General features: G+C 61.9%; 17 protein-coding genes and 2 riboswitches. Of the genes, 12 read left to right on the top strand and 5 right to left on the bottom strand.

The genetic code is table 11. The annotated features are described in order from the left end of the window. The first annotated feature begins 166 nt into the window (after positions 1 to 166). Together ACKZ62_RS17020 and nfuA are read left to right on the top strand one after the other, a co-directional pair. Positions 167 to 2458 (top strand): fatty acid cis/trans isomerase, encoded by a 2292-nt coding sequence (locus ACKZ62_RS17020; protein WP_447095560.1) that lies wholly within the window; start codon positions 167 to 169, stop codon positions 2456 to 2458. A gap of 894 nt (positions 2459 to 3352) precedes the next feature. Beyond that, on the top strand, positions 3353 to 3937 hold the full coding sequence (gene nfuA, locus ACKZ62_RS17015) for a Fe-S biogenesis protein NfuA (RefSeq protein ID WP_032887092.1): 585 nt from the start codon (positions 3353 to 3355) through the stop codon (positions 3935 to 3937). Between the two features lie 248 nt (positions 3938 to 4185). On the opposite strand, the gene cobM is transcribed toward nfuA, so the two are convergent. From cobM to ACKZ62_RS16995, 4 genes are all read right to left on the bottom strand, one after another. After that, the gene (gene cobM, locus ACKZ62_RS17010; RefSeq protein WP_447095559.1) at positions 4186 to 4932 is read right to left on the bottom strand and encodes a precorrin-4 C(11)-methyltransferase; all 747 of its coding nucleotides are present in this window, start codon (positions 4930 to 4932) and stop codon (positions 4186 to 4188) included. A gap of 70 nt (positions 4933 to 5002) precedes the next feature. Further along, a complete protein-coding gene (locus ACKZ62_RS17005; RefSeq protein ID WP_095185922.1) occupies positions 5003 to 5395 on the bottom strand; it encodes a cobalamin biosynthesis protein in 393 nt (130 codons plus the stop codon). Next, positions 5392 to 6096 (bottom strand): CbtA family protein, encoded by a 705-nt coding sequence (locus ACKZ62_RS17000; protein WP_095185921.1) that lies wholly within the window; start codon positions 6094 to 6096, stop codon positions 5392 to 5394. Before ACKZ62_RS17000 ends, ACKZ62_RS17005 begins: the two co-directional genes overlap by 4 nt. A gap of 11 nt (positions 6097 to 6107) precedes the next feature. Further along, positions 6108 to 6296 carry a CbtB domain-containing protein gene (locus ACKZ62_RS16995; RefSeq protein ID WP_012723860.1) on the bottom strand — a complete coding sequence of 63 codons (189 nt, stop codon included), beginning with the start codon at positions 6294 to 6296 and terminating at the stop codon, positions 6108 to 6110. Positions 6297 to 6392: 96 nt separating this feature from the next. After that, a riboswitch (cobalamin riboswitch) is annotated at positions 6393 to 6598 on the bottom strand. A gap of 41 nt (positions 6599 to 6639) precedes the next feature. Next, a riboswitch (cobalamin riboswitch) is annotated at positions 6640 to 6840 on the top strand. A 93-nt stretch (positions 6841 to 6933) separates the two neighbouring features. Between ACKZ62_RS16995 and cobW the strand changes: the two genes are divergently transcribed. The 4 genes from cobW to ACKZ62_RS16975 all read left to right on the top strand — a co-directional run bounded on the left by cobW (position 6934) and on the right by ACKZ62_RS16975 (position 13641). Further along, the gene (cobW, locus tag ACKZ62_RS16990) at positions 6934 to 7995 is read left to right on the top strand and encodes a cobalamin biosynthesis protein CobW (protein ID WP_447095558.1); all 1062 of its coding nucleotides are present in this window, start codon (positions 6934 to 6936) and stop codon (positions 7993 to 7995) included. A gap of 3 nt (positions 7996 to 7998) precedes the next feature. Beyond that, positions 7999 to 11760: a cobaltochelatase subunit CobN gene (cobN, locus tag ACKZ62_RS16985; RefSeq protein WP_447095557.1), complete on the top strand. Its 3762-nt coding sequence runs from the start codon at positions 7999 to 8001 to the stop codon at positions 11758 to 11760. A 226-nt stretch (positions 11761 to 11986) separates the two neighbouring features. Beyond that, positions 11987 to 12985, top strand: a complete 999-nt coding sequence (locus tag ACKZ62_RS16980) for a magnesium chelatase ATPase subunit I (protein WP_122681390.1) — start codon at positions 11987 to 11989, stop codon at positions 12983 to 12985. Positions 12986 to 13038: 53 nt separating this feature from the next. Continuing rightward, a complete protein-coding gene (locus ACKZ62_RS16975; protein ID WP_447096966.1) occupies positions 13039 to 13641 on the top strand; it encodes a vWA domain-containing protein in 603 nt (200 codons plus the stop codon). A gap of 126 nt (positions 13642 to 13767) precedes the next feature. Here ACKZ62_RS16975 and ACKZ62_RS16970 read toward each other — a convergent pair whose 3' ends face one another. Continuing rightward, the gene (locus tag ACKZ62_RS16970) at positions 13768 to 14715 is read right to left on the bottom strand and encodes a DUF1853 family protein (RefSeq protein WP_447095556.1); all 948 of its coding nucleotides are present in this window, start codon (positions 14713 to 14715) and stop codon (positions 13768 to 13770) included. Between the two features lie 156 nt (positions 14716 to 14871). Here ACKZ62_RS16970 and ACKZ62_RS16965 point away from each other — a divergent pair, with 156 nt between their 5' ends. From ACKZ62_RS16965 to pepN, 6 genes are read left to right on the top strand one after another with little or no spacing between them, the layout of a single operon-like run. Then, positions 14872 to 15762, top strand: coding sequence for an NAD(+) kinase (locus ACKZ62_RS16965; RefSeq protein ID WP_032887076.1), 891 nt, complete (start codon positions 14872 to 14874; stop codon positions 15760 to 15762). Beyond that, positions 15759 to 16733 (top strand): metallophosphoesterase, encoded by a 975-nt coding sequence (locus tag ACKZ62_RS16960; protein ID WP_371260727.1) that lies wholly within the window; start codon positions 15759 to 15761, stop codon positions 16731 to 16733. The genes ACKZ62_RS16965 and ACKZ62_RS16960 overlap by 4 nt, the downstream gene beginning before the upstream one ends. Beyond that, positions 16730 to 17599 carry a rhomboid family intramembrane serine protease gene (locus ACKZ62_RS16955; protein WP_122681386.1) on the top strand — a complete coding sequence of 290 codons (870 nt, stop codon included), beginning with the start codon at positions 16730 to 16732 and terminating at the stop codon, positions 17597 to 17599. The genes ACKZ62_RS16960 and ACKZ62_RS16955 overlap by 4 nt, the downstream gene beginning before the upstream one ends. A 14-nt stretch (positions 17600 to 17613) precedes the next feature. Next, positions 17614 to 17874 carry a YeaC family protein gene (locus ACKZ62_RS16950; protein ID WP_032887070.1) on the top strand — a complete coding sequence of 87 codons (261 nt, stop codon included), beginning with the start codon at positions 17614 to 17616 and terminating at the stop codon, positions 17872 to 17874. Next, entirely contained in the window at positions 17871 to 18701 is an 831-nt protein-coding gene (locus ACKZ62_RS16945; protein WP_032887068.1) for a DUF2797 domain-containing protein, read from the top strand. The genes ACKZ62_RS16950 and ACKZ62_RS16945 overlap by 4 nt, the downstream gene beginning before the upstream one ends. 13 nt (positions 18702 to 18714) lie before the next feature. Next, the gene (pepN, locus tag ACKZ62_RS16940) at positions 18715 to 21372 is read left to right on the top strand and encodes an aminopeptidase N (RefSeq protein ID WP_122681385.1); all 2658 of its coding nucleotides are present in this window, start codon (positions 18715 to 18717) and stop codon (positions 21370 to 21372) included. Positions 21373 to 21404 lie beyond the last annotated feature (32 nt).

The raw sequence follows: 21404 nt of genomic DNA, 5'->3' as shown, positions 1-21404 counted from the left end.
GGGACTACTCTGGTCAGGCATTACGGAGGGCGTGGATCATAGCAAACCTGTGCGGATTTGCGGCATGTCCGGCTTTTGCATGAATATCGCTCACGTTGTGAGGTGCGATGGCCCGGTAGAATCACTGGCAATTTTTCAGCGCACGCATTGAATCGGGACCGGATACATGTCACTTCGTCTTATCGTCAGCGCCGTCCTGGCATTGATTGCCAGTACTGCCCAGGCAGAAGGTCCCGCCCCGGCGATCTCCTACACCCGCGACATCCAACCGATTTTCACCGAGAAGTGCGTGGCCTGCCATGCCTGCTATGACTCCGCCTGCCAGCTCAACCTGGGCAGTGCCGAGGGCGCCGCCCGAGGCGCGAGCAAAGTGCCTGTGTACGACGGCGAGCGCAGCCAGGCTGCGCCGACTACGCGCTTGTTCTATGACGCATTCGGCAAGCAAGCCTGGCAGCAGAAGGGCTTCTATTCGGTGCTGGACGCCCAGGGCAGCCAGGCCGCGTTGATGGCACGCATGCTGGAACTGGGGCATAACGCGCCGCTGCAGCCCAACGCCAAGCTGCCGGACGACATTGTGCTGGGCCTGAACCGCGAAAACATATGCGCCACCCCCGGCGAATTCAATGCCTACGCAGGCAGTCATCCTAAGGAAGGCATGCCACTGGCGGTCACCGGCCTGACCGACCAGCAATACCAGACGCTGCAGCGCTGGCTGGCGTCCGGCGCGCCGATCGATGAGCAGGGCCTGGCACCGAGTGCCAAGGAAGCCTTGCAGGTGCAGCAGTGGGAAAACCTGCTCAACCTGCCCGGCGCCCGAGAAAGCCTGGTGGCCCGCTGGTTGTTCGAGCACTTGTTCCTGGCCCACATCTATTTCGAGAACGGCGAGCCGGGGCATTTCTTCCAGTGGGTGCGCTCGCGCACGCCGAGTGGGCAGCCCATCGACCTGATCAGCACCCGTCGCCCCAATGACGATCCGGGCACGCGGGTGTACTACCGTCTGTGGCCGGTGCAGGGCGTGATCGTGCACAAGACTCACATTACCTATCCGTTCAGCGCTGCCAAAATGGCGCGGATCAAAGCGCTGTTTTACACCGGCGATTGGCAGGTCAGCGCCTTGCCGGGTTACGGGCCTGGACGTCGCGCCAATCCGTTCGACACCTTCGAGGCAATCCCCGCCAAGGCGCGCTACCAGTTCATGCTGGATAACGCCGAGTACTTTGTACGCACCTTTATTCGTGGGCCGGTGTGCCGTGGGCAGATCGCCACGGATGTGATCCGCGACAACTTCTGGGCCCTGTTCCAGGACCCGGACCACGACCTGTACATCACCGATGCACGTTATCGCGGACAGGCCACGCCGTTGCTCGCCATGCCGGGGCAGAACGATGATGTAGGCAGCGTGTTGAGCCTGTGGCTGGCCTATCGCGACAAGCGCAACCAGTACGAAGCGCTGCGCCGGGACAGTTATGCCGATTTGCCGCCACCCAGTTGGTCGAGCCTGTGGGCGGGCAATGACAACGCCTTGCTGAGTATCTTCCGCCACTTTGACAGTGCATCGGTCAACAAAGGCCTGATCGGCGAAGTGCCTCAGACGATGTGGCTGTTCGACTATCCGTTGCTGGAGCGGACTTATTACCAGTTGGCGGTGAATTTCGATGTGTTTGGCAACGTCTCGCACCAGGCCCAGACTCGCCTTTACTTCGACTTGATCCGTAACGGTGCCGAGCAGAACTTCCTGCGCCTGATGCCGGCGGACTCTCGTGAAGACTTTATGGACGACTGGTACCAGAACAGCGGCAAGATCAAGCTGTGGCTGGATTACGAAGCCATTGATGACGATAAGCCTACAGGCTTGCACCTCAATGAACAGGATCCCAAGCGGGACTTTGCCAACCAGTTGATTGCCCGTTACGGCGATCTGAATGCGAGCCCGGACCCGATCAATCGCTGTTCTGGTGCTTATTGTTCGCGTGACGGTATTGAGCCTGCCTTGCAGGATGCTGAGCAGGCGCTTAGCCGGCTGACCTTGCGTCCGGCGGCTGGTCTTAAGGTGATAGATCAGTTGCCTGAGGCGACGATGTTGCGTGTTGAGACTGCCAGTGGGACGCGTGTGGTTTACAGCCTGCTGCGTAACAGGGCTCACAGTAATGTGGCGTTTTTGCTGGGTGAGGCGTACCGCTATCAGCCGGGGCTGGATACGGTGACTGTTTACCCTGGGGTGCTCAGTAGTTATCCGAACTTCATGTTCAATATTCCGGCGCAGGAAGTGCCTGTTTTTGTGGCGCAGATGGAGCAGGTCAAGGATGCCGCGCAGTTTGAGAAGATTGTGGATCGTTGGGGGGTGAGGCGTAGTCATCCGCTGTTTTGGCAGTATTTCCACGACTTGTCGGAGTATGTTCGGGAGACTACGCCGGTTGAGGCGGGGGTCCTGGATATGAATCGGTATGAGAATTTGTGAGTGGTTGGGGGGGGGGCGGGCATATCCGTTATTTGGGTAACGGCGGCTATGGGTTCCGCTCTTACAGCGGGTCACTTTTTGAAGAGCGCAAAAAGTAACCAAAAACGCTTCGCCCCAACACTCGGCACCTCGCCTAGGCTCGGTGTGCCCGCACTCCGGCTTGAATCCGTGGGCCGCCGCGATGGGCCATCCATGGCCCAGCGCGGCTAACCCGGCGTCCTGCCGGGTTACCCACGGATTCAAGCCTGCGTTCGGCCAGCGTGTTTGATGGGGCGCCCAAGATCAAGATCAAAAGCGCAGATCAAAAGACCGCTGACTTCGTCAGCGATAAGGATGTAAGGGCCAGATCAAAAGCAGAGCAAAAGCAGGGCAAAAGCAGGGCAAAAGCAGAGCAAAAGCAGAGCAAAAGCAGGCTGATACCTATCTGATACATGAAGATCAAAATGTGGGAGGGGGCTTGCTCCCGATGGCGGTGTGTCAGCGAAAAGATCTGTAACTGACCCACTGCCATCGGGAGCAAGCCCCTTCCCACACTTTTACCCGAGTACACCAGACAAAAATCCGGTCGGCTCTAAAGCCGTCGCGCTCTAGCTTTTGATCTGAAAGCGCCCCCCAAAATCAATCTCGGATTACGGCCATGCCGCGCCTAGGCGAGGCACCGAGTGATGGGCAAGAGCCTTTTGGCTGCTTTTGGCTGGGCCGGCATTCCGGCTATTTTCAAAAGTGACCCGCCGTCAGGTCGGAACCAATTGTAGCCGCCACCTAAATAACGGATATACACCCCACATCCACACCACCACCCCGAAACCAAAGCCTAACCCGACAAAAACACTAGGACTTTGTACCTCCGTAATAATTTGGCGTAAACTCCGGGCAAGCCTGTGAGGAGTTTCCATGACTGCCATAACCATTACCGACGCCGCCCACGATTACCTGGCTGACCTGCTGTCCAAGCAGAACACCCCAGGCATCGGCATCCGCGTCTTTATCACCCAGCCCGGCACCCAGTACGCCGAGACCTGTATTGCTTACTGCAAACCCGGTGAAGAGAAACCTGAAGACACCGCCCTGGGGCTCAAAAGCTTCACCGCGTACATCGACCACTTCAGCGAAGCCTTCCTGGACGACGCGGTGGTGGACTATGCCACCGACCGTATGGGCGGCCAGTTGACCATCAAGGCGCCGAACGCCAAGGTGCCGAGCGTCAACGCCGACAGCCCGGTCAACGAGCGCATCAACTACTACCTGCAAACCGAGATCAACCCAGGGCTGGCCAGCCACGGCGGCCAGGTCAGCCTGATCGACGTGGTCGATGACGGTATCGCCGTGCTGAAGTTCGGCGGCGGCTGCCAGGGCTGCGGCCAGGCGGACGTGACCCTGCGTGAAGGCATCGAGCGCACCCTGCTGGAGCGCGTTCCGGAGCTCAAGGGCGTCCGTGACGTGACGGACCACACGCAGAAAGAAAACGCCTACTACTGAGTAAGGCGTTCACTGCGAACAAAAAAACGGCGCCCCGTGAGCGCCGTTTTTTTTGCTTTAAATTCAGGGTCTTACGCAATAAACCTAACAACTAACATTAACTGTGGGTGGGGGCTTGCTCCCGATAGCGGTAGCTCAGTTGCCCCATTGGAAGCTGACCCACCGCTATCAGGAGCAAAATCCTCCCATATTTATCTGTATTTATTGATATTTATCAGTAGCTTATAGGGTTTTTGTGAAGTGAAAAATCAAGGTCGATAAAGGTGCGCATGCCCCGCCCGATACAGCGACGACTCACTGAAACTGTTACTCGCCAGCACCCGGCCCACCACAATCAACGCCGTACGCCGAAAACCTTTGGACGCGACTTTCTCGGCGATATCACTAAGGGTGCCCACTACCCAATCTTGATCCGGCCAAGTCGCGCGATGCACCACGGCGATCGGGCAATCCGCGCCATAGTGCGGCAGCAGTTCGGCGACGATTTTCTCCAGATGATTCACCCCCAGATGAATCGCCATGGTCGTACCGTGCTGCGCCAGGCTGTCGAAACCCTCACCGGCGGGCATGTTGGTTTTATCGGCATAACGGGTCAGGATCACGCTTTGGGCGATGTCTGGCAGGGTCAGTTCCGTCTCCAGTAACGCTGCGCAGGCCGCTACGGCGGTGACGCCAGGAATGATCTGGAATGGAATGCCCAATTCCCGCAAAAGGCGGATCTGCTCGCCGATCGCTCCGTAAAGGCTCGGATCCCCGGAGTGCACGCGCGCCACGTCCTGGCCTTTGGCGTGTGCGGTCTTGATCAAGTCGATGATCTGTTCAAGGTGCAGTTCGGCGCTGTTGACCACGTGTTCTGCCTGATGACCCTCCAATACCGCCGCAGGCACCAGCGAACCGGCGTAAATGATCACCGGGCAACTACGGATCAGCCGCTGGCCTTTGACGGTAATCAATTCCGGGTCGCCGGGGCCGGCGCCGATGAAGTAGACGGTCATGGAGAATTCCTGTCAAAAAACGGGCGAGCATGAAGATTGCTCATGATCGGGGAGGGCGATTATCGGGGTTTTAACCGGCGCAGGCCAACGCAAAGGTGGCTTGGGCGGTTTTTTTGCGGGTGATGAGCAACTGGGCAGGCGCGCCGCCGAGCTGTTCAACAAGGGCCAGGGCGGCACTTTCGGCGATGCCGTAACACCCCGTATGGGCGAACGCGACGTCGGACTTGTGGCTTAGCCGGTGTTCATAAATCGCCAGTTGCTCGGCGTTGAAGCACTCCAGCGGCAGGTTCAAGTGCCGTGCCAGAGCCAGTAAGCCTGGCTCGTCGTGTTTGCGGTCCATACTGGCCAGCGCGGTAATGAATTGGCGATCAATCCCTGCCTCGGCGAGGGCGGTATCAAACAGCGCCAGCAGGGTGTGAACTTCACAACCCCGCTGGCAACCCAGGCCGACCACGTAGGTCATGCGGAGTATTGATCGTCGCGTTTGCGGCGGAACAGCCAGGCGCTGATCAGGCCCAGGGCCAGCCAGAACGCCACGTTGGTCAGTTGCGAAGCGATTTTGAACTGCGTTTCCAGGGCTTGCGGCGCGAGCATTGCGTGCACTTCCGGTTGCGGCGCGCCAATGACGTGCGGTACCGCGAGGATGGCAGCGCCCAGCACTTTCAGCAGCCAATTGCGCCCAAACACGATCAGCGCAATCCCGGCAGCGGTGGAGGCCGCAGTGCCGATCCACCACGTCTGGCGCAGTGCCAGATCAGCGGCGGCGGTGCCCGGCAACTCGGGTGGCAGGCCCATCGTCGGCGCCAGCACGAAGGTTGCGTAACCGGCCAGGCCCCACAGCAGGCCCTGCGCCGTGCGGGTGGGGGCGCGCAATGTGTAGAGGCCGGCCAGCATCAGTGCAAAACCAACCGCCACCACCAAGTTGCCACCGGTGGTCGACAGCACGCGCTGCCAGCCATCTTCAGGCTCCCAGGCTTCGGCATCGTGGGTGTGGGCAGCAGCGCCGGCAGCGTGCTCATGCACCACTTCGGTTGCCGCCGGGGCTTTTTCAAAGGTTTCCGCCTGAAGAATCAGCGGGGCGACCCAAAAGCTTTGCAGCAGGGTCAGCAGCAGCGCGGCCAACAGGCCGGTGAAACCTGCGGTTTGCGCAATACGCTTGATCATGTCGGCAGGTCTCAGTGGCACGGGAACGCGGCGCTGTGGCGGGTATCGTGGGCAGCGTTGTGCACCGCCTCGATATGCGAGAAACCGGCGAAATACACCAGACACGCGCCGAGGATCGACGCGCCGATGGCGGCGGTCAGGCGTTGGCTCAAGGTAGAGGTGCTGCTGGCGGAGTGCGAAGTGCTGCTGATGATCGACATGGCGCGTCCCTTTCAGGTGTCTGGATGAAACGAGCGCATGAAAACCCCGCGAGCCAGGCACGCAGAGTTCCGAACAGCGCCCGCCCACCGCGGGTTTGTTATCTGATTTTTCGGGCCGGTCTCCGGGCTTGCGAGGGACACTGGGTCTATAAAGCATCGCCTTCCCATGCCTTACAGGCACAGTGGATCTGACGCTTCACTCGCTTACCGTTGCGGGGGCAGCACCGGACTGGTCATGGCAGCCATGATTTACCGGTTTCCCGTTTCACCCTGTGAAGGGCACCCGAAACAAGGCATGTAGGAAAGCATGCAGAGCGACGGTAGTCAAATTCACCGAGCCCCTGTAGCCTTGCACCTTCGAGGTTCTTCGGCCCAGGCCGAAGCTAAGAAGGGAACGCGGTTCAATCCGCGGCTGCCCCCGCAACTGTGAAGGGTTCATCCGACTGCCACGCCACTGCCATCAACGGCGGGAAGGCGCAGCCGGCGCCGGTCTAACGACCCGCAAGCCCTAAGCCAGGAGACCTGCCTCGCAACCGATTTTCTAATTCAACCGGGCGGGGTGATCCGGTGACGAAATCCGCTTCTGCGCCGCGCCGCAGGGCCTATCGTCCCGTATGCCCGCCCCCAAGGGCATCCGATGAAAACACTGGCCAAACTCCCCGTCACCATCGTTACCGGCTTCCTCGGCTCGGGCAAAACCACCTTGCTGCGCCATATGCTCGACAACGCCCAGGGCCGTCGCATCGCCGTCATCGTCAATGAGTTCGGCGAGTTGGGCATTGATGGTGAAATCCTCAAGCAGTGCTCCATCGGTTGCACCGAAGAAGAAGCCAATGGCCGCGTGTACGAACTGGCCAACGGCTGCCTGTGCTGCACCGTGCAGGAAGAGTTCTTCCCGGTGATGCGCGAACTGGTCGCCCGTCGCGGTGACCTCGACCATATCCTCATCGAAACCTCGGGCCTGGCCCTGCCAAAACCGCTGGTGCAAGCCTTCCAGTGGCCGGAAATCCGCAGCGCCTGCACGGTTGACGCGGTGATCACCGTGGTCGACAGCCCGGCCGTGGCCGCCGGTACCTTTGCTGCGTTCCCCGATCAAGTGGACGCCCAGCGCAAACTCGACCCGAACCTGGACCATGAGTCGCCACTGCACGAGCTGTTCGCCGACCAATTGGCCAGCGCGGACCTGGTCATCCTCAACAAGGCCGATCTGATCAGCTCGGAAGACCTGGCCCGTGTGCGCCTGGAAGTCGCCGAAGAGCTGCCGCCAGCCGTCAAAATCATCGAAGCCAGCAGCGGTCGCGTGCCCCTGGACGTGTTGATTGGCCTGGGCGCCGGCTCCGAAGAGCATATCGACGGTCGTCATAGTCATCACGATCATCACCACGAAGGTGAAGACGATCACGACCACGATGCGTTTGATTCCATCTCCATCAACTTGCCCCAGGCCGACGAAGCGCTGCTGCTCGACGCATTGACTCAACTGGTCGTGCAACACGGCATCTTGCGTGTCAAAGGCTTCGCCGCGATCCCGAACAAGCCGATGCGCCTGTTGATCCAGGGCGTGGGCACCCGCTTTGACAAACACTTCGACCGCGCCTGGGGTGCTGACGAAGCACGCATCACGCGCCTGGTGCTGATCGGCCAGGACCTGGATGCGGTCGGCCTTGAGGCGCAACTGCGCGCCGCGCTCAGCGTTTAATCCATGCACCTGCTCAGGACTCAGCCCGGTGGTTTTGTCGCGGACGACAATATTGCCGACCTTGGACAAACCCCCGCCGAGCTGGTGATCCTGTGCAGCGGTGATTCCAGCCTGGCGCTGCTGGCCGAAGCGGCCCAGCAGTTGCCGGATGACTACCCGAGCCTGCGCCTGGCCAACCCGATGCAGGTGCAGAACCACGCTTCGGTCGACCTGTATGTCGATGAGGTGCTGCGCCACGCGAAGGTCATCCTGATTTCCCTGCACGGTGGCATCGGTTATTGGCGCTACGGCATCGAGCGCTTGGTGGAGTTGGCCGAGCGCGGTGTGCAGCTGATCCTGGTGCCGGGGGATGATCGCCCGGACCCGGAACTCAGCGGTCTCAGTACCGTCGGCGTCGAGGCGCGGGATCGCTTGTGGCAGTTTCTGCGCCAGGGCGGGCTGGGCAACGCGCTGGACTTTTATCGCTGCCTGGCCAGCGGCTATATGGGCCGCGACTACCCGTGGGCCGAGCCGCAAGCCTTGCCGCGTACGGCGATTTATCATCCCGGCAAAGCCAATGCTTGCCTGAGCGACTGGCAGGCAGATTGGCACGCCGACCATCCCGTGGCGGCGGTGCTGTTCTATCGCTCCCATTTGCAGGCGGCCAATACCGGTTTTATCGATGTGTTCTGCCAGCGCTTGCAGGCGGCGGGCCTCAACCCGTTGCCGATGGCGGTGGCCAGTTTGAAAGAGCCCGGCTGCCTCGCGGTGGTCGAGGATTTGCTGGATGACGTGCAGGCATCGGTGATTCTGAATACCACCGGTTTTGCCCAATCCAGCCCCGAAGCCCCGCATTTGCGCCCATTTCGCCGCAATATTCCGGTGGTCCAGGCGATTTGCGCCCAGGATAACCAGCCCGGCTGGGAGGCCAGTGAACAAGGCCTGGGCCCGCGCGACCTGGCGATGCACATTGCCTTGCCGGAGCTGGACGGCCGCATTATCAGCCGGCCGATCAGCTTCAAAGACCTGGCCTGGCGCAGCGAACGCAGCCAGTCGGACGTGGTGTGCTACCGCGCAGCGCCCGAGCGTATGGATTTTGTCGCCGAGCTGGCGCGCCGTTGGGTCGAACTGGCGCGTGTGCCGAATGCGGATAAACGCATCGCGCTGATCCTTGCCAACTACCCGACCCGCGATGGCCGCATCGGCAATGGCGTGGGTCTGGACACTCCGGCGGCGGCGCTGAATATCCTGCGTGCGTTGCAAGCTGAAGGTTACCCGGTGCCAGCGGCACTGCCGGAAAGCGGCACTGCCTTGATCCAAGACTTGCTGGGTGGCGTCACCAACGATCTGGACAGCCTCGACTTGCGCCCGTGCCATCAAAGCCTGGGCCTGGATGAGTACGAGGCGATGTTCAAGCGCCTGCCTGAAGCCAACCAGCGCGCCGTGCTGGAGCGCTGGGGCACGCCCCATAACGATCCGATGTTCCGCGATGGCCGCCTGATGGTCGCCGGCCTACGCCTGGGCCTGACGTTCGTCGGCATCCAGCCGGCGCGGGGTTACCAGGTGGACGCCAGTGCGGTGTACCACGACCCGGACCTGGTGCCGCCCCACGGCTATCTGGCGTTCTATTTCTGGTTACGCCACACCTATGGCGCCCATGGCGTCATCCATGTGGGCAAGCACGGTAATCTGGAATGGTTGCCAGGCAAGGGCGTGGGCCTGTCGGAACACTGTTGGCCTGACGCGATACTGGGGCCGCTGCCGAATATCTACCCTTTTATCGTCAACGACCCGGGCGAGGGCGCCCAGGCCAAGCGGCGCACCCAGGCAGTGATCATCGATCACCTTATGCCGCCGCTGACCCGCGCCGAAACCTACGGCCCGCTGCGTGACCTGGAGCTGTTGGCGGACGAGTATTACGAGGCCCAACTGCTCGACCCACGCCGTGCTCGTGAGCTGCAAAAAGACATCCTTAAGCTGGTGCGCGAAACTCGTATCGACCAGGAGCTTGAACTGGATGGCGACGCCGATGCGGCGATTTGGCTGCCGCGCCTGGACACCTACCTGTGTGATTTGAAGGAATCGCAGATCCGCGACGGCCTGCATATCTTCGGTGAATCGCCGCAAGGCCGTTTGCGCATTGATACGTTGCTGGCCTTGCTGCGCATCCCCCGAGGTGATGGCCGTGGCCCGCAATCGAGCTTGCTGCGCGTGTTGGCCAAGGCCTTTGGGCTGGGCTTCGACCCGCTGGACTGCGCCCTGGCCGAACCGTGGACCGGGCGCCGCCCGGCGGTGTTGCAGAGCATCGATGCGCAGGTGTGGCGCACCGCCGGCGACACCCGCGAGCGTCTGGAGTTGTACGCGGCGCGGCTGATCGAGCAGGCGTTGGAAGGTCCCCTTGAACAGTTGGAAGAACCCGGCTGGGAAGACGTGAAAGCGGTTATCGAAAGCCTGCGCATTGTCGTGGCACCACGCCTGGATGCCTGCGGCCCGGCGGAAATGCGCGGTTTGCTGGAAGCCCTCGACGGCCGTTTCGTGCCGGCAGGTCCGAGCGGCGCGCCGAGTCGTGGGCGCTTGGATGTACTGCCCACCGGGCGCAATTTCTTCACCGTCGATGTGCGCAACCTGCCCACCACCACGGCTTGGCGCATCGGCTTCCAGTCGGCCAGCTTGCTTCTTGAGCGGCATTTGCAGGACCACGGCGATCATTTGCGCCAGTTGGGCCTGTCGGTCTGGGGCACCGCGACCATGCGCACCGGCGGCGATGATATCGCCCAGGCCATGGCGCTGATGGGCGTGCGCCCGGTGTGGGCTACCGGCAGCCAGCGGGTAGACGACTTTGAAATCCTGCCGGTCAGCCTGCTGGACCGCCCGCGTGTGGATGTGACGCTGCGGGTGTCCGGGTTTTTCCGCGATGCCTTCGCCAACTTGATCCGCCTGTTTGACGCGGCGGTGCAGGCGGTGGCGGCGCTGGACGAACCGGACGACATGAACCCACTGGCCGCCAAGGTGCGCAGCGAACGCGCGGCGTTGCTGGCGTCTGGCCTGGATGAAGAGGCCGCGGCGAAACAGGCCGGCTGGCGCATTTTTGGCGCCAAGCCCGGTGCCTATGGCGCGGGCGTGCAGGGCGCTATCGATGGCCGCCTGTGGCAAAGCCGCGAGGACTTGGCCGAGGTTTACTTGAACTGGGGCGGCTACGCCTATGGCGGCGCCGACGAAGGCACCGCCGCCCGCGAGCAGTTCGCCCAGCGCCTGAGCCAGGTGCAGGCCGTGCTGCAAAACCAGGACAACCGCGAGCACGACCTGCTCGACTCCAACGATTACTACCAATTCCAGGGCGGCATGCTCGCCGCCGTGGAAACCCTGAGCGGCGATAAGGCTGCCAGCTATCACGGTGATCACAGCCAGCCGGACTTGCCGAAGATCCGCACCTTGAAGGAAGAGCTGAACCGGGTGATCCGTGCCCGCGCTGCCAACCCCAAGTGGATCGATGGGGTGAAGCGTCATGGCTATAAAGGTGCGTTTGAGATGGCCGCGACCGTGGACAATCTGTTCGCCTTCGACGCCACCACCGCGCTGATCGACGATCATCAATACGCCTTGCTCGCCGACGCCTACCTGCTCGACCCCGACACCCGCGCGTTTGTGCAGCAGCACAACCCCGCGGCGTTGCGGGACATGACCGAGCGCATGCTGGAGGCGCAACAGCGTGGCCTTTGGCAAGAGCCGGGGGCGTACCGTGAAGCGTTGGAAAATCTGTTGCTGGATATAGAAGAAGACAGTTAGAACGCGAGATGGGCCTGTTGTGGCGGGCGGTGCTCTTGTGGTGAGCGGGCTTGCCCCGCGTTGGGCTGCGAAGCGGCCCCAAAACATAGCCTCGGAGCTGCCTGGCAGACTGCGGCGCTTCTATTGGGGCTGCTTCGCAGCCCAGCGCGGGGCAAGCCCGCTCGCCACAAGAAGCGGGCTCATGACAGGTTGATTACGTGTACAGCAGAATTTAAAGAGAGACCGGATGACCGATATTCCCCATTTCCCGCTGTCCGCCGTGGTCGGCGCCGACGACCTGAAACTGGCGCTGTGCCTGACCGCCATCGACCCGAAGATCGGCGGTGTGCTGATCGAAGGCCCGCGTGGCATGGCCAAATCCACACTGGCCCGTGGCCTGGCGGACCTGCTTGCGAGCGGTCAATTCGTCACCTTGCCGTTGGGTGCGACCGAGGAGCGCCTGGTCGGTACCCTGGACCTCGACGCTGCGCTGGGCGAGGGCCGCGCGCAGTTTTCCCCCGGCGTATTGGCCAAGGCCGATGGCGGCGTGTTGTATGTCGATGAAGTCAACTTGCTGGCCGACCACTTAGTGGACCTGTTGCTGGACGTGGCGGCCAGCGGCACCAATCTGATCGAGCGTGACGGCATCTCCCATCGCCATAGCGCGCGTTTTGTGCTGATCGGCACGATGAACCCGGAAGAGGGTGAGTTGCGTCCGCAGTTACTCGACCGTTTCGGTTTTAACGTGGCCTTGAGTGGGCAGACCTTGCCAGCCGAGCGTGGCCAGATCATTCGCCGTCGCCTGGATTTCGACAGCGATCCTGTCGCGTTCTGCACCCAGTGGGCCGAGCCCCAGGCGGCCTTGCGCGAGCGTTGCACCCAGGCTCGGGCGCGGCTCGACAGTATCGCGCTGGATGACCAGGCCCTGGCGCAGATTACCGAGCGTTGCTTTGCTGCGGGCGTCGACGGCTTGCGCGCGGACTTGGTCTGGCTGCGCGGCGCCAGGGCCCATGCGGCGTGGCGCGGCGCTGATGAAATTGCCGAGGAGGATATTGAAGCCGTGGCTGAGTTTGCCCTGCGCCACCGTCGCCAGGAACAGTCGCCGCCCGCCAGTCCGCCGCCTGAAGGCCAGTCGCCCAAGTCCAGCGAGGCTTCGCCGGGTCAAGGCCAGTGGGGTGACATGCCCGCGCCGCCGCTGCCCACCGGCGCACGTCGCGAAGTACCCAGCTGGCCAAAAAAGCCCTAGGCATTCGCCCCCGACCTGACGCGGGGGCGGATGCCCGGCCCAAGGCAGGGCGACTGGACAGAGGCAGGCAGGGCAAGGCGCGCAGCGCGCAACAGGGTTCGATCAACTGGCCGGGCACCTTGCTTGGCGGCCGACCGCAATCCCGTGAGGATTTGCTGTTTCACCTGCGCAGCCGTTCGGCCCAGCAATTGTGGCTGGTGATTGTCGACGCATCGGCTTCTACTCGGCGCCATCACGCGTTGACCGATGCCAAGGGCTTGCTGGCCCAGCTATTTGATGACGCGTACCGACAACGGGCGCGCATGGCATTGCTGACCGCCAGTGGGCAGGCGCCCAAATGGCAGGTGCAGGGCTTGAAGGCGGCGAAAGGCTTGGCAGGCTGGCTGGATCAGCTCGGCGCGGGCGGTGGCACTCCATTGCTGGCCGCACTGACCGAGGCCGGGCAGTGGCTGACGGCGCGGCGTAGGCGTTATCCGGCTGAGGAGCAGCGTTTATTGGTGATCACTGATGGACGCCTCAAGGACATCGCCGCGTTGCCGTCGTTGGAGTGTTCAGGGTTGCTGGTGGATATCGAGCGCGGGCCAATCAGGCTGGGCCGGGCCGAGACGCTGGCGGCAGGGTTGCAGTTGGATTATCGGCATATCGATAATTTGTAGTGGCGGTGTCGCCGCTATCGGGGGCAAGCCCCCTCCCACATTTGACCGAGTACACCCCTTTGGAATGCGGTCAGTGTGAGAGGGGGCTTGCCCCCGATGAGGCACTCACAGACACCACACACTCCATCAGCCAGCCCCCGGCACATTCGGCCAAAGATCCGCCACCAGGAATAACCGCTCGGCTTCCTCCCAATCCTCGCCGCTCTGCACCATGCGCACGAGCAACTGCGCGGGCGCCATCGGATCGAGCTCCCTCAGCCAATGCTGCATCTGGTCTTCACTCCACACTTCATCCGCCGAGTAGTGCGCCGGCGCCAGCCACGCATGCCGGGGCAATGGTTGCCAGCGACCTGGCGCGCTGGCGCTGACAAAATCCTGCCAATCACGCTGATGCAACCAGCGCCCCCGCAAATGCTGCGGATGGGCGCCGTTGGGCGATTCGGCCAGTCCAGGCCAGGGGTAGAGCAAATACCCGCCAAGCCACAAATGCGCATCGAACTGCTGGATATCTAGCGCCGCCAGTGCTTCGCGGCTTTCCGGACGCGCCGAAATAGGCAATTGATGCTGGGCAAGATGCGCCAACTTGCGGTCCAGTCGGTCATGGCAGCCCGGCCCCAGCCACTGCGCCGGGTCTTCGCCATTACCCGCCTGCGGCCCGAGATAGAGCTTGATCGCCAGTTCCAGGTGATGCACGCCATCGCGGTCGCGCAGCAACATATCCAACTCACCCAGGGTATGCCCGGCGCGGCGGATCGGCAGGTTGGCGGCGAGCAACTCCACGCCCGGCGCATGCTGCACGGCGAATTGCCAAAGTCGCTCGTAGTACAGGCCCAGGCGGCGAGTGCGGGCCAGGCTTAACCAGTGCTGCAAGTCACGACTGTCCTTGTCCAGTTGCCGCAGCCAGCGTTCCAGACGCTCGGGCGCCTGCACCCAGTCGCTGCCGGCCAATGGATGGCGTTGCGGCCAGGGCGTCTGCGCGAGCATCGGCGGGGCGAGCACCACCCACGCCAGGTCGCGCACCTCAGGGTGACGCAATTGGCGGGGTAAGCTGTGCAGGTCGGGGAATACGGTCATGGTCCGAGCATAGCCTTTTAATGCGGGCGCAGGATGAGCAGAAGCCCTGAGAACCATTGTCATCAAGGCTTGGCGATGACAAAGGATTTTGTCTGAGGCGGCCTTTCGCCCATAATCGTTTCTTTTTTGCCACACCCCATATCCCGCAGGAGCCCCATGGAGCACTTTCGCAATATCGGCATTATCGGTCGCCTGGGCAGTACCCAGGTGCTGGACACCGTCCGCCGGCTGAAAAAATTCCTGCTGGATCGCCACCTGCACGTGATCCTCGAAGACACCATCGCCGAGATTCTTCCTGGCCACGGCCTGCAAACCTCGTCGCGCAAAATGCTCGGCGAAGTGTGCGACATGGTCATCGTGGTGGGCGGCGACGGTAGCCTGCTCGGTGCCGCGCGGGCGTTGGCGCGGCATAACGTGCCGGTGCTGGGGATCAACCGGGGCAGCCTGGGTTTTCTCACCGATATCCGCCCCGATGAACTGGAAGTCGAAGTGGCCAAGGTGCTCGACGGCCACTACCTGGTGGAAAACCGCTTCCTGTTGCAAGCCGAAGTGCGCCGCCACGGCGAAGCCATCGGCCAGGGCGATGCTCTCAACGATGTGGTGCTTCACCCCGGTAAATCCACGCGGATGATCGAGTTCGAGTTGTACATCGACGGCCAGTTCGTGTGCAGCCAGAAGGCTGACGGCCTGATCGTCGCCACGCCCACCGGTTCCACGGCCTACGCGCTGTCGGCCGGCGGGCCGATCATGCATCCCAAGCTGGATGCCATTGTGATCGTGCCGATGTATCCCCATATGTTGTCGAGCCGGCCGATTGTGGTCGATGGCAACAGTGAGCTGAAAATCGTGGTGTCCAAAGACATGCAAATCTACCCGCAGGTTTCCTGTGACGGGCAGAACCACTTCACCTGCGCCCCCGGTGACACCATCACCGTGAGCAAAAAGGCGCAGAAGCTGCGGTTGATCCACCCGCTGGACCACAACTATTACGAAGTGTGCCGCACCAAGTTGGGCTGGGGCAGCCGCTTGGGGGGTGGAGGCGACTGATGCTCGATCCCGCGCGTAGCTACGACCTGATTGGTGACGTGCACGGTTGCGCTCATACCCTTGAGCACTTGCTCGACCAAATGGGTTACCACAAGCAGGGCGGCACCTGGCGCCATCCGTCGCGCATGGCGGTGTTCCTCGGCGATATCATCGACCGTGGCCCACGCATCCGCGAGGCGCTGCATATCGTCCACGACATGGCCGAGGCCGGCCAGGCGCTGTGCATCATGGGCAACCACGAGTTCAACGCTCTGGGCTGGACTACGCCGGCGCCACCGGGCAGTGGCAAGCAGTTCGTGCGTGAGCACAACCCACGGCATGCACGGTTGATCCAAGAGACCCTGACCCAGTTCGAACACCACCCGGCCGACTGGCACGACTTCCTCGGCTGGTTCTACGACATGCCGCTGTTTGTCGATGCCGGGCGTTTCCGCGTGGTGCATGCGTGCTGGGACGACGGCTTTATCACGCCGCTGCGTGCGACCTTCCCGGATGGCTGCATCGACCAGCACTTCCTGCAGGCCGCTGCCGTCCCTGGCAGTTTTGCCTGCAACGCCTTTGACCGCCTGCTGCGCGGCACCGACATGCGCCTGCCCGATGGCCTGACGCTCACCGGTGGCGACGGTCTGACGCGTTCGTTCTTCCGCACCAAGTTCTGGGAAGACGACCCGAAGACTTACGGCGACATCGTGTTCCAGCCCGACGCACTGCCCGAGCCGGTGGCGCGCACGCCGCTGTCCTCCAGTGAAAAAAATTCACTGCTGCGCTATGGCGTCGACGAGCCGTTGCTGTTCGTCGGCCACTACTGGCGCAGTGGCAAACCGGCGCCGATCCGCGACAACCTGGCTTGCCTGGACTACAGCGCAGTGCTGTACGGCAAGCTGGTGGCGTATCGCCTGGATCAGGAAACCCGCCTCGATCCACGTAAATTCGTATGGGTCGATGTTGAGCGGCCCGAGGTCATCACATGAGTACCGTGGCTGTACTGCGCCTGCCCCTGAGTGTCGATCTGGGCGGCTTCGTCAAACTGCTGCAACGCATGCAAGTGCCCCATCGCGTCAGCGAAGAGGCGGGCGAGCAGGTGTTGTGGGTGCCCGAGACCATCAGCGACGACGTGCGCGTGCTGTACCAGCGGTTTCCCGCCGGGGACCCCGACCAGCAACTGGATATCCCTGAACAGGCGCCGATGACGCGTCCGAGTTTTGCCCAGCAAGTGCGTCACAGCCCGGTTACGGCGTCTGTGCTGCTGGCGAGCATTATCGTCGGCGCACTGACCTTGCTGGGGGACAACCTGCAAGCCGTCGCCTGGCTGACGTTTTTGCCGTTCCGCATCCTGGGCGAGTACATCCAATTCACGCCGCTGGCCGACAGTTTGGCGTCGGGGCAGTGGTGGCGGTTGGTTACGCCGATGTTGATCCACTTCGGCATCCTGCACCTGGCCATGAACGGCATGTGGTACTGGGAACTGGGACGGCGTATCGAAGCACGCCAGGGCAGTGTCAACTTGCTCGGTTTGACCCTGCTGTTCAGCCTGGTCTCCAACTACGCTCAATACGCTTACGGTGGCCCCGGTTTGTTTGGCGGGTTGTCGGGCGTGCTGTATGGCCTGCTCGGGCATTGCTGGATCTTTCATTTACTCTCGCCGAATCCGGCTTATCGCCTGCCCCGTGGCGTGCTGGCGATGATGCTGATTTGGCTGGTGCTCTGCATGTCGGGGCTGGTCTCTATGATCGGCTTCGGCGAAATCGCCAACGCAGCCCACGTGGGCGGCCTGGTTATCGGTTGCCTCACCGGTTTGCTGGGTGGGCTTTACAGCCGCCGCAAATCGTCTATTTGATAAGGAAGAGCCTAATGTCCTCTTTTGCTGAAATGATCGAAAACATCACCCCGGACATCTACGAGAGCCTCAAGCTCGCCGTGGAAATCGGCAAGTGGTCCGATGGCCGCAAGCTCACCGCCGAACAGCGTGAACTGTCCCTGCAAGCGATGATCGCCTGGGAAATCCAGAACCTGCCGGAAGACCAGCGCACCGGCTACATGGGCCCGCAGGAATGCGCGTCCAAATCCGAGCCGGTGGCGAACATCCTGTTCAAGTCGGATGCGATCCATTGATTGAAATTGGTCGCGGTGCAGTCAGCAAAATGTCGGCGCAACTCGGTGAGCCGACCGTTCAATACGCGTTTCGCCTGGGCGAGACCGAGGTGCCGGTCAACCCATTGATCGGTACCCATATCCGCCTGGAGTACCTCGGCGCCATCCATTGCAGCCATTGCGGCCGCAAGACCAAGACCAGCTTCAGCCAGGGTTATTGCTATCCGTGCATGACCAAGCTGGCCCAGTGCGACCTGTGCATCATGAGCCCCGAGCGTTGCCATTACGACGCTGGCACCTGCCGTGATCCAGGCTGGGGCGAGAAATTTTGCATGACCGACCACGTGGTTTACCTGGCCAATTCATCGGGGATCAAGGTCGGCATCACGCGCGCCACCCAACTGCCGACGCGCTGGCTGGACCAGGGCGCGAGTCAGGCGTTGCCGATCCTGCGAGTTGCCACGCGCCAGCAGTCCGGCTTCGTCGAAGACGTGCTGCGCAGCCAGGTGGCCGACAAGACCAACTGGCGTGCATTGCTCAAGGGCGACGCACAACCCGTAGACCTCAAGCAGGTGCGTGACGAACTGTTCGCCTCCTGCGCCGAAGGCTTGGAAAACCTGCAGGAACGCTTTGGCCTGCAAGCCATCCAACCGGTGACCGACATCGAGCCGATTGAGATTCGCTACCCGGTGGAGCAGTATCCGGCCAAGATCGTCAGCTTCAATCTGGACAAGAACCCGATTGCCGAAGGCACGCTGCTGGGGATCAAGGGCCAATACCTGATCTTCGACACCGGCGTTATCAATATTCGTAAGTACACGGCCTACCAGCTCGCCGTGCACCAGTAGAAGGATGCCACCCATGCGCACCGAACAACCGAAGATGATTTACCTGAAGGATTATCAGGCGCCGGACTACCTGATCGATGAGACGCACCTGACCTTCGAGTTGTTCGAGGACCACAGCCTGGTCCACGCGCAGCTGGTGATGCGCCGTAACCCCGAGCGTGGCGCGGGCCTGCCGCCGCTGGTGCTCGATGGCCAGCAGCTGGAGCTGGTGAGCGTGAACCTGGCCGACCAGGAATTGACGGACGCTGACTACCAACTGACTGATAGCCACCTGACCGTGCACCCGACGGCGGCGACCTTTACCCTCGATACCACGGTCAAGATCCACCCGGAAACCAATACCGCTCTGGAAGGCTTGTACAAATCCGGCAGCATGTTTTGCACCCAATGCGAGGCCGAAGGCTTCCGCAAAATCACCTATTACCTCGACCGCCCGGATGTGATGAGCACCTTCACCACCACGGTGATCGCCGAGCAGCACAGCTACCCGGTGCTGCTGTCCAACGGCAACCCGATTGCCAGCGGCCCCGGTGAAGACGGCCGCCACTGGGCGACGTGGGAAGACCCGTTCAAGAAACCCGCTTATCTGTTTGCCCTGGTGGCCGGGGATTTGTGGTGCGTCGAAGACAGCTTCACCACCATGACCCAGCGCGAAGTAGCGTTGCGCATCTACGTCGAGCCAGAAAACATCGACAAGTGCCAGCACGCCATGACCAGCCTGAAGAAATCCATGCGCTGGGACGAAGAAACCTACGGCCGTGAGTACGACCTCGACATCTTTATGATCGTCGCGGTGAACGACTTCAACATGGGCGCCATGGAGAACAAGGGTCTCAATATCTTCAACTCCAGCGCCGTGCTGGCACGCGCCGAAACCGCCACCGATGCCGCGCACCAGCGCGTCGAGGCCATCGTCGCCCACGAATACTTCCACAACTGGTCGGGCAACCGCGTGACCTGCCGCGACTGGTTCCAGCTGTCGCTCAAGGAAGGCTTCACCGTGTTCCGCGACTCCGGCTTCTCGGCTGACATGAACTCGGCCACGGTCAAGCGTATCCAGGACGTGGCATACCTGCGGACCCACCAGTTCGCCGAAGACGCCGGCCCGATGGCCCATGCGGTGCGCCCGGACAGTTTTATCGAGATCTCCAACTTCTACACCCTGACTGTTTACGAAAAGGGTTCGGAAGTGGTCGGCATGATCCACACCTTGCTGGGCGCCGAAGGCTTCCGTAAAGGCAGCGACCTGTACTTCGAGCGCCACGACGGCCAGGCCGTGACCTGCGACGATTTCATCAAGGCCATGGAAGACGCCAACGGCGCCGACCTGAGCCAGTTCAAGCGCTGGTACAGCCAGGCCGGTACACCGCGTCTGGCGGTGAGCGAGTCGTACGATGCCGCGGCGAAGACCTACAGCCTGACCTTCCGCCAGAGCTGCCCGGCAACCCCGGACAAGGTCGAGAAACTGCCGTTCGTGATTCCAGTTGAGCTGGGCTTGCTGGACGGGAAGGGCGCCGGTATCGCCTTGCGCCTGGCCGGTGAAGCAGCGGCGGGCGGTACGTCCCGCGTGATTTCGGTGACTGAGGCCGAGCAGACGTTCACGTTTGTCGACATCGCTGAACAGCCGTTGCCGTCGCTGCTGCGCGGCTTCTCGGCGCCGGTGAAACTGAGCTTCCCGTACAACCGCGATCAGTTGATGTTCCTGATGCAGCACGACAGCGACGGTTTCAACCGCTGGGATGCCGGCCAGCAACTGTCGGTGCAGGTGTTGCAGGAACTGATTGGCCAGCATCAGGCGGGCCAGGCGCTGAAAATGGATCAACGCCTGATCGACGCGCTGCGTACGGTACTGAGCGACGAAAGCCTGGACCAGGCGATGGTCGCGGAAATGCTCTCGTTGCCGGGCGAAGCCTACCTGACAGAAATCAGCGAAGTGGCGGATGTGGATGCGATCCACGCCGCACGCGAATTTGCACGCAAGCAACTGGCCGACAACCTGTTCGAAGGGCTGTGGCTGCGTTATCAGGCCAATCGCGACCTGTCCAAGCAAACCCCATATGTGGCAGCGGCCGAGCACTTTGCCCGTCGCGCCTTGCAGAACATCGCCCTGTCGTACCTGATGCTCAGTGGCAAGCCTGAGGTGTTGGCGGCCACCCTGGAGCAGTTCGATACCAGTGACAACATGACCGAGCGCCTGACCGCGCTGGCGGTGCTGGTGAACTCACCGTTCGAGGCGGAAAAAGCCCAGGCGTTGGCGGTGTTTGCCGAGAACTTCAAGGACAACCCGTTGGTGATGGACCAGTGGTTCAGTGTGCAGGCCGGCAGCACCTTGCCGGGCGGGCTGGCGCGGGTCCAGGCGTTGATGGAACACCCGGCGTTCACGCTCAAAAACCCGAACAAAGTGCGTGCACTGATCGGCGCCTTTGCCGGGCAGAACCTAATCAACTTCCATGCGGCGGATGGCTCCGGCTACCGCTTCCTGGCGGATCTGGTGATCCAGTTGAATGGCTTCAACCCGCAGATTGCGTCGCGCCAGTTGGCGCCGTTGACCCGCTGGCGTAAATACGACAGCGCGCGACAGGCGCTGATGAAGGCCGAGCTGGAGCGCATTCGTGGTTCGGGCGAGCTGTCGAGCGATGTGTTCGAGGTGGTCAGTAAGAGCCTTGCGTAAGTTCGAAGTTTAAGAAAACGGCCTGTCAGGAG

The organism is Pseudomonas sivasensis (genome assembly GCF_052938085.1).
Note: the sequence above shows the minus strand (reverse complement) of the source record. Positions and strands in the feature narration are given on the sequence as shown.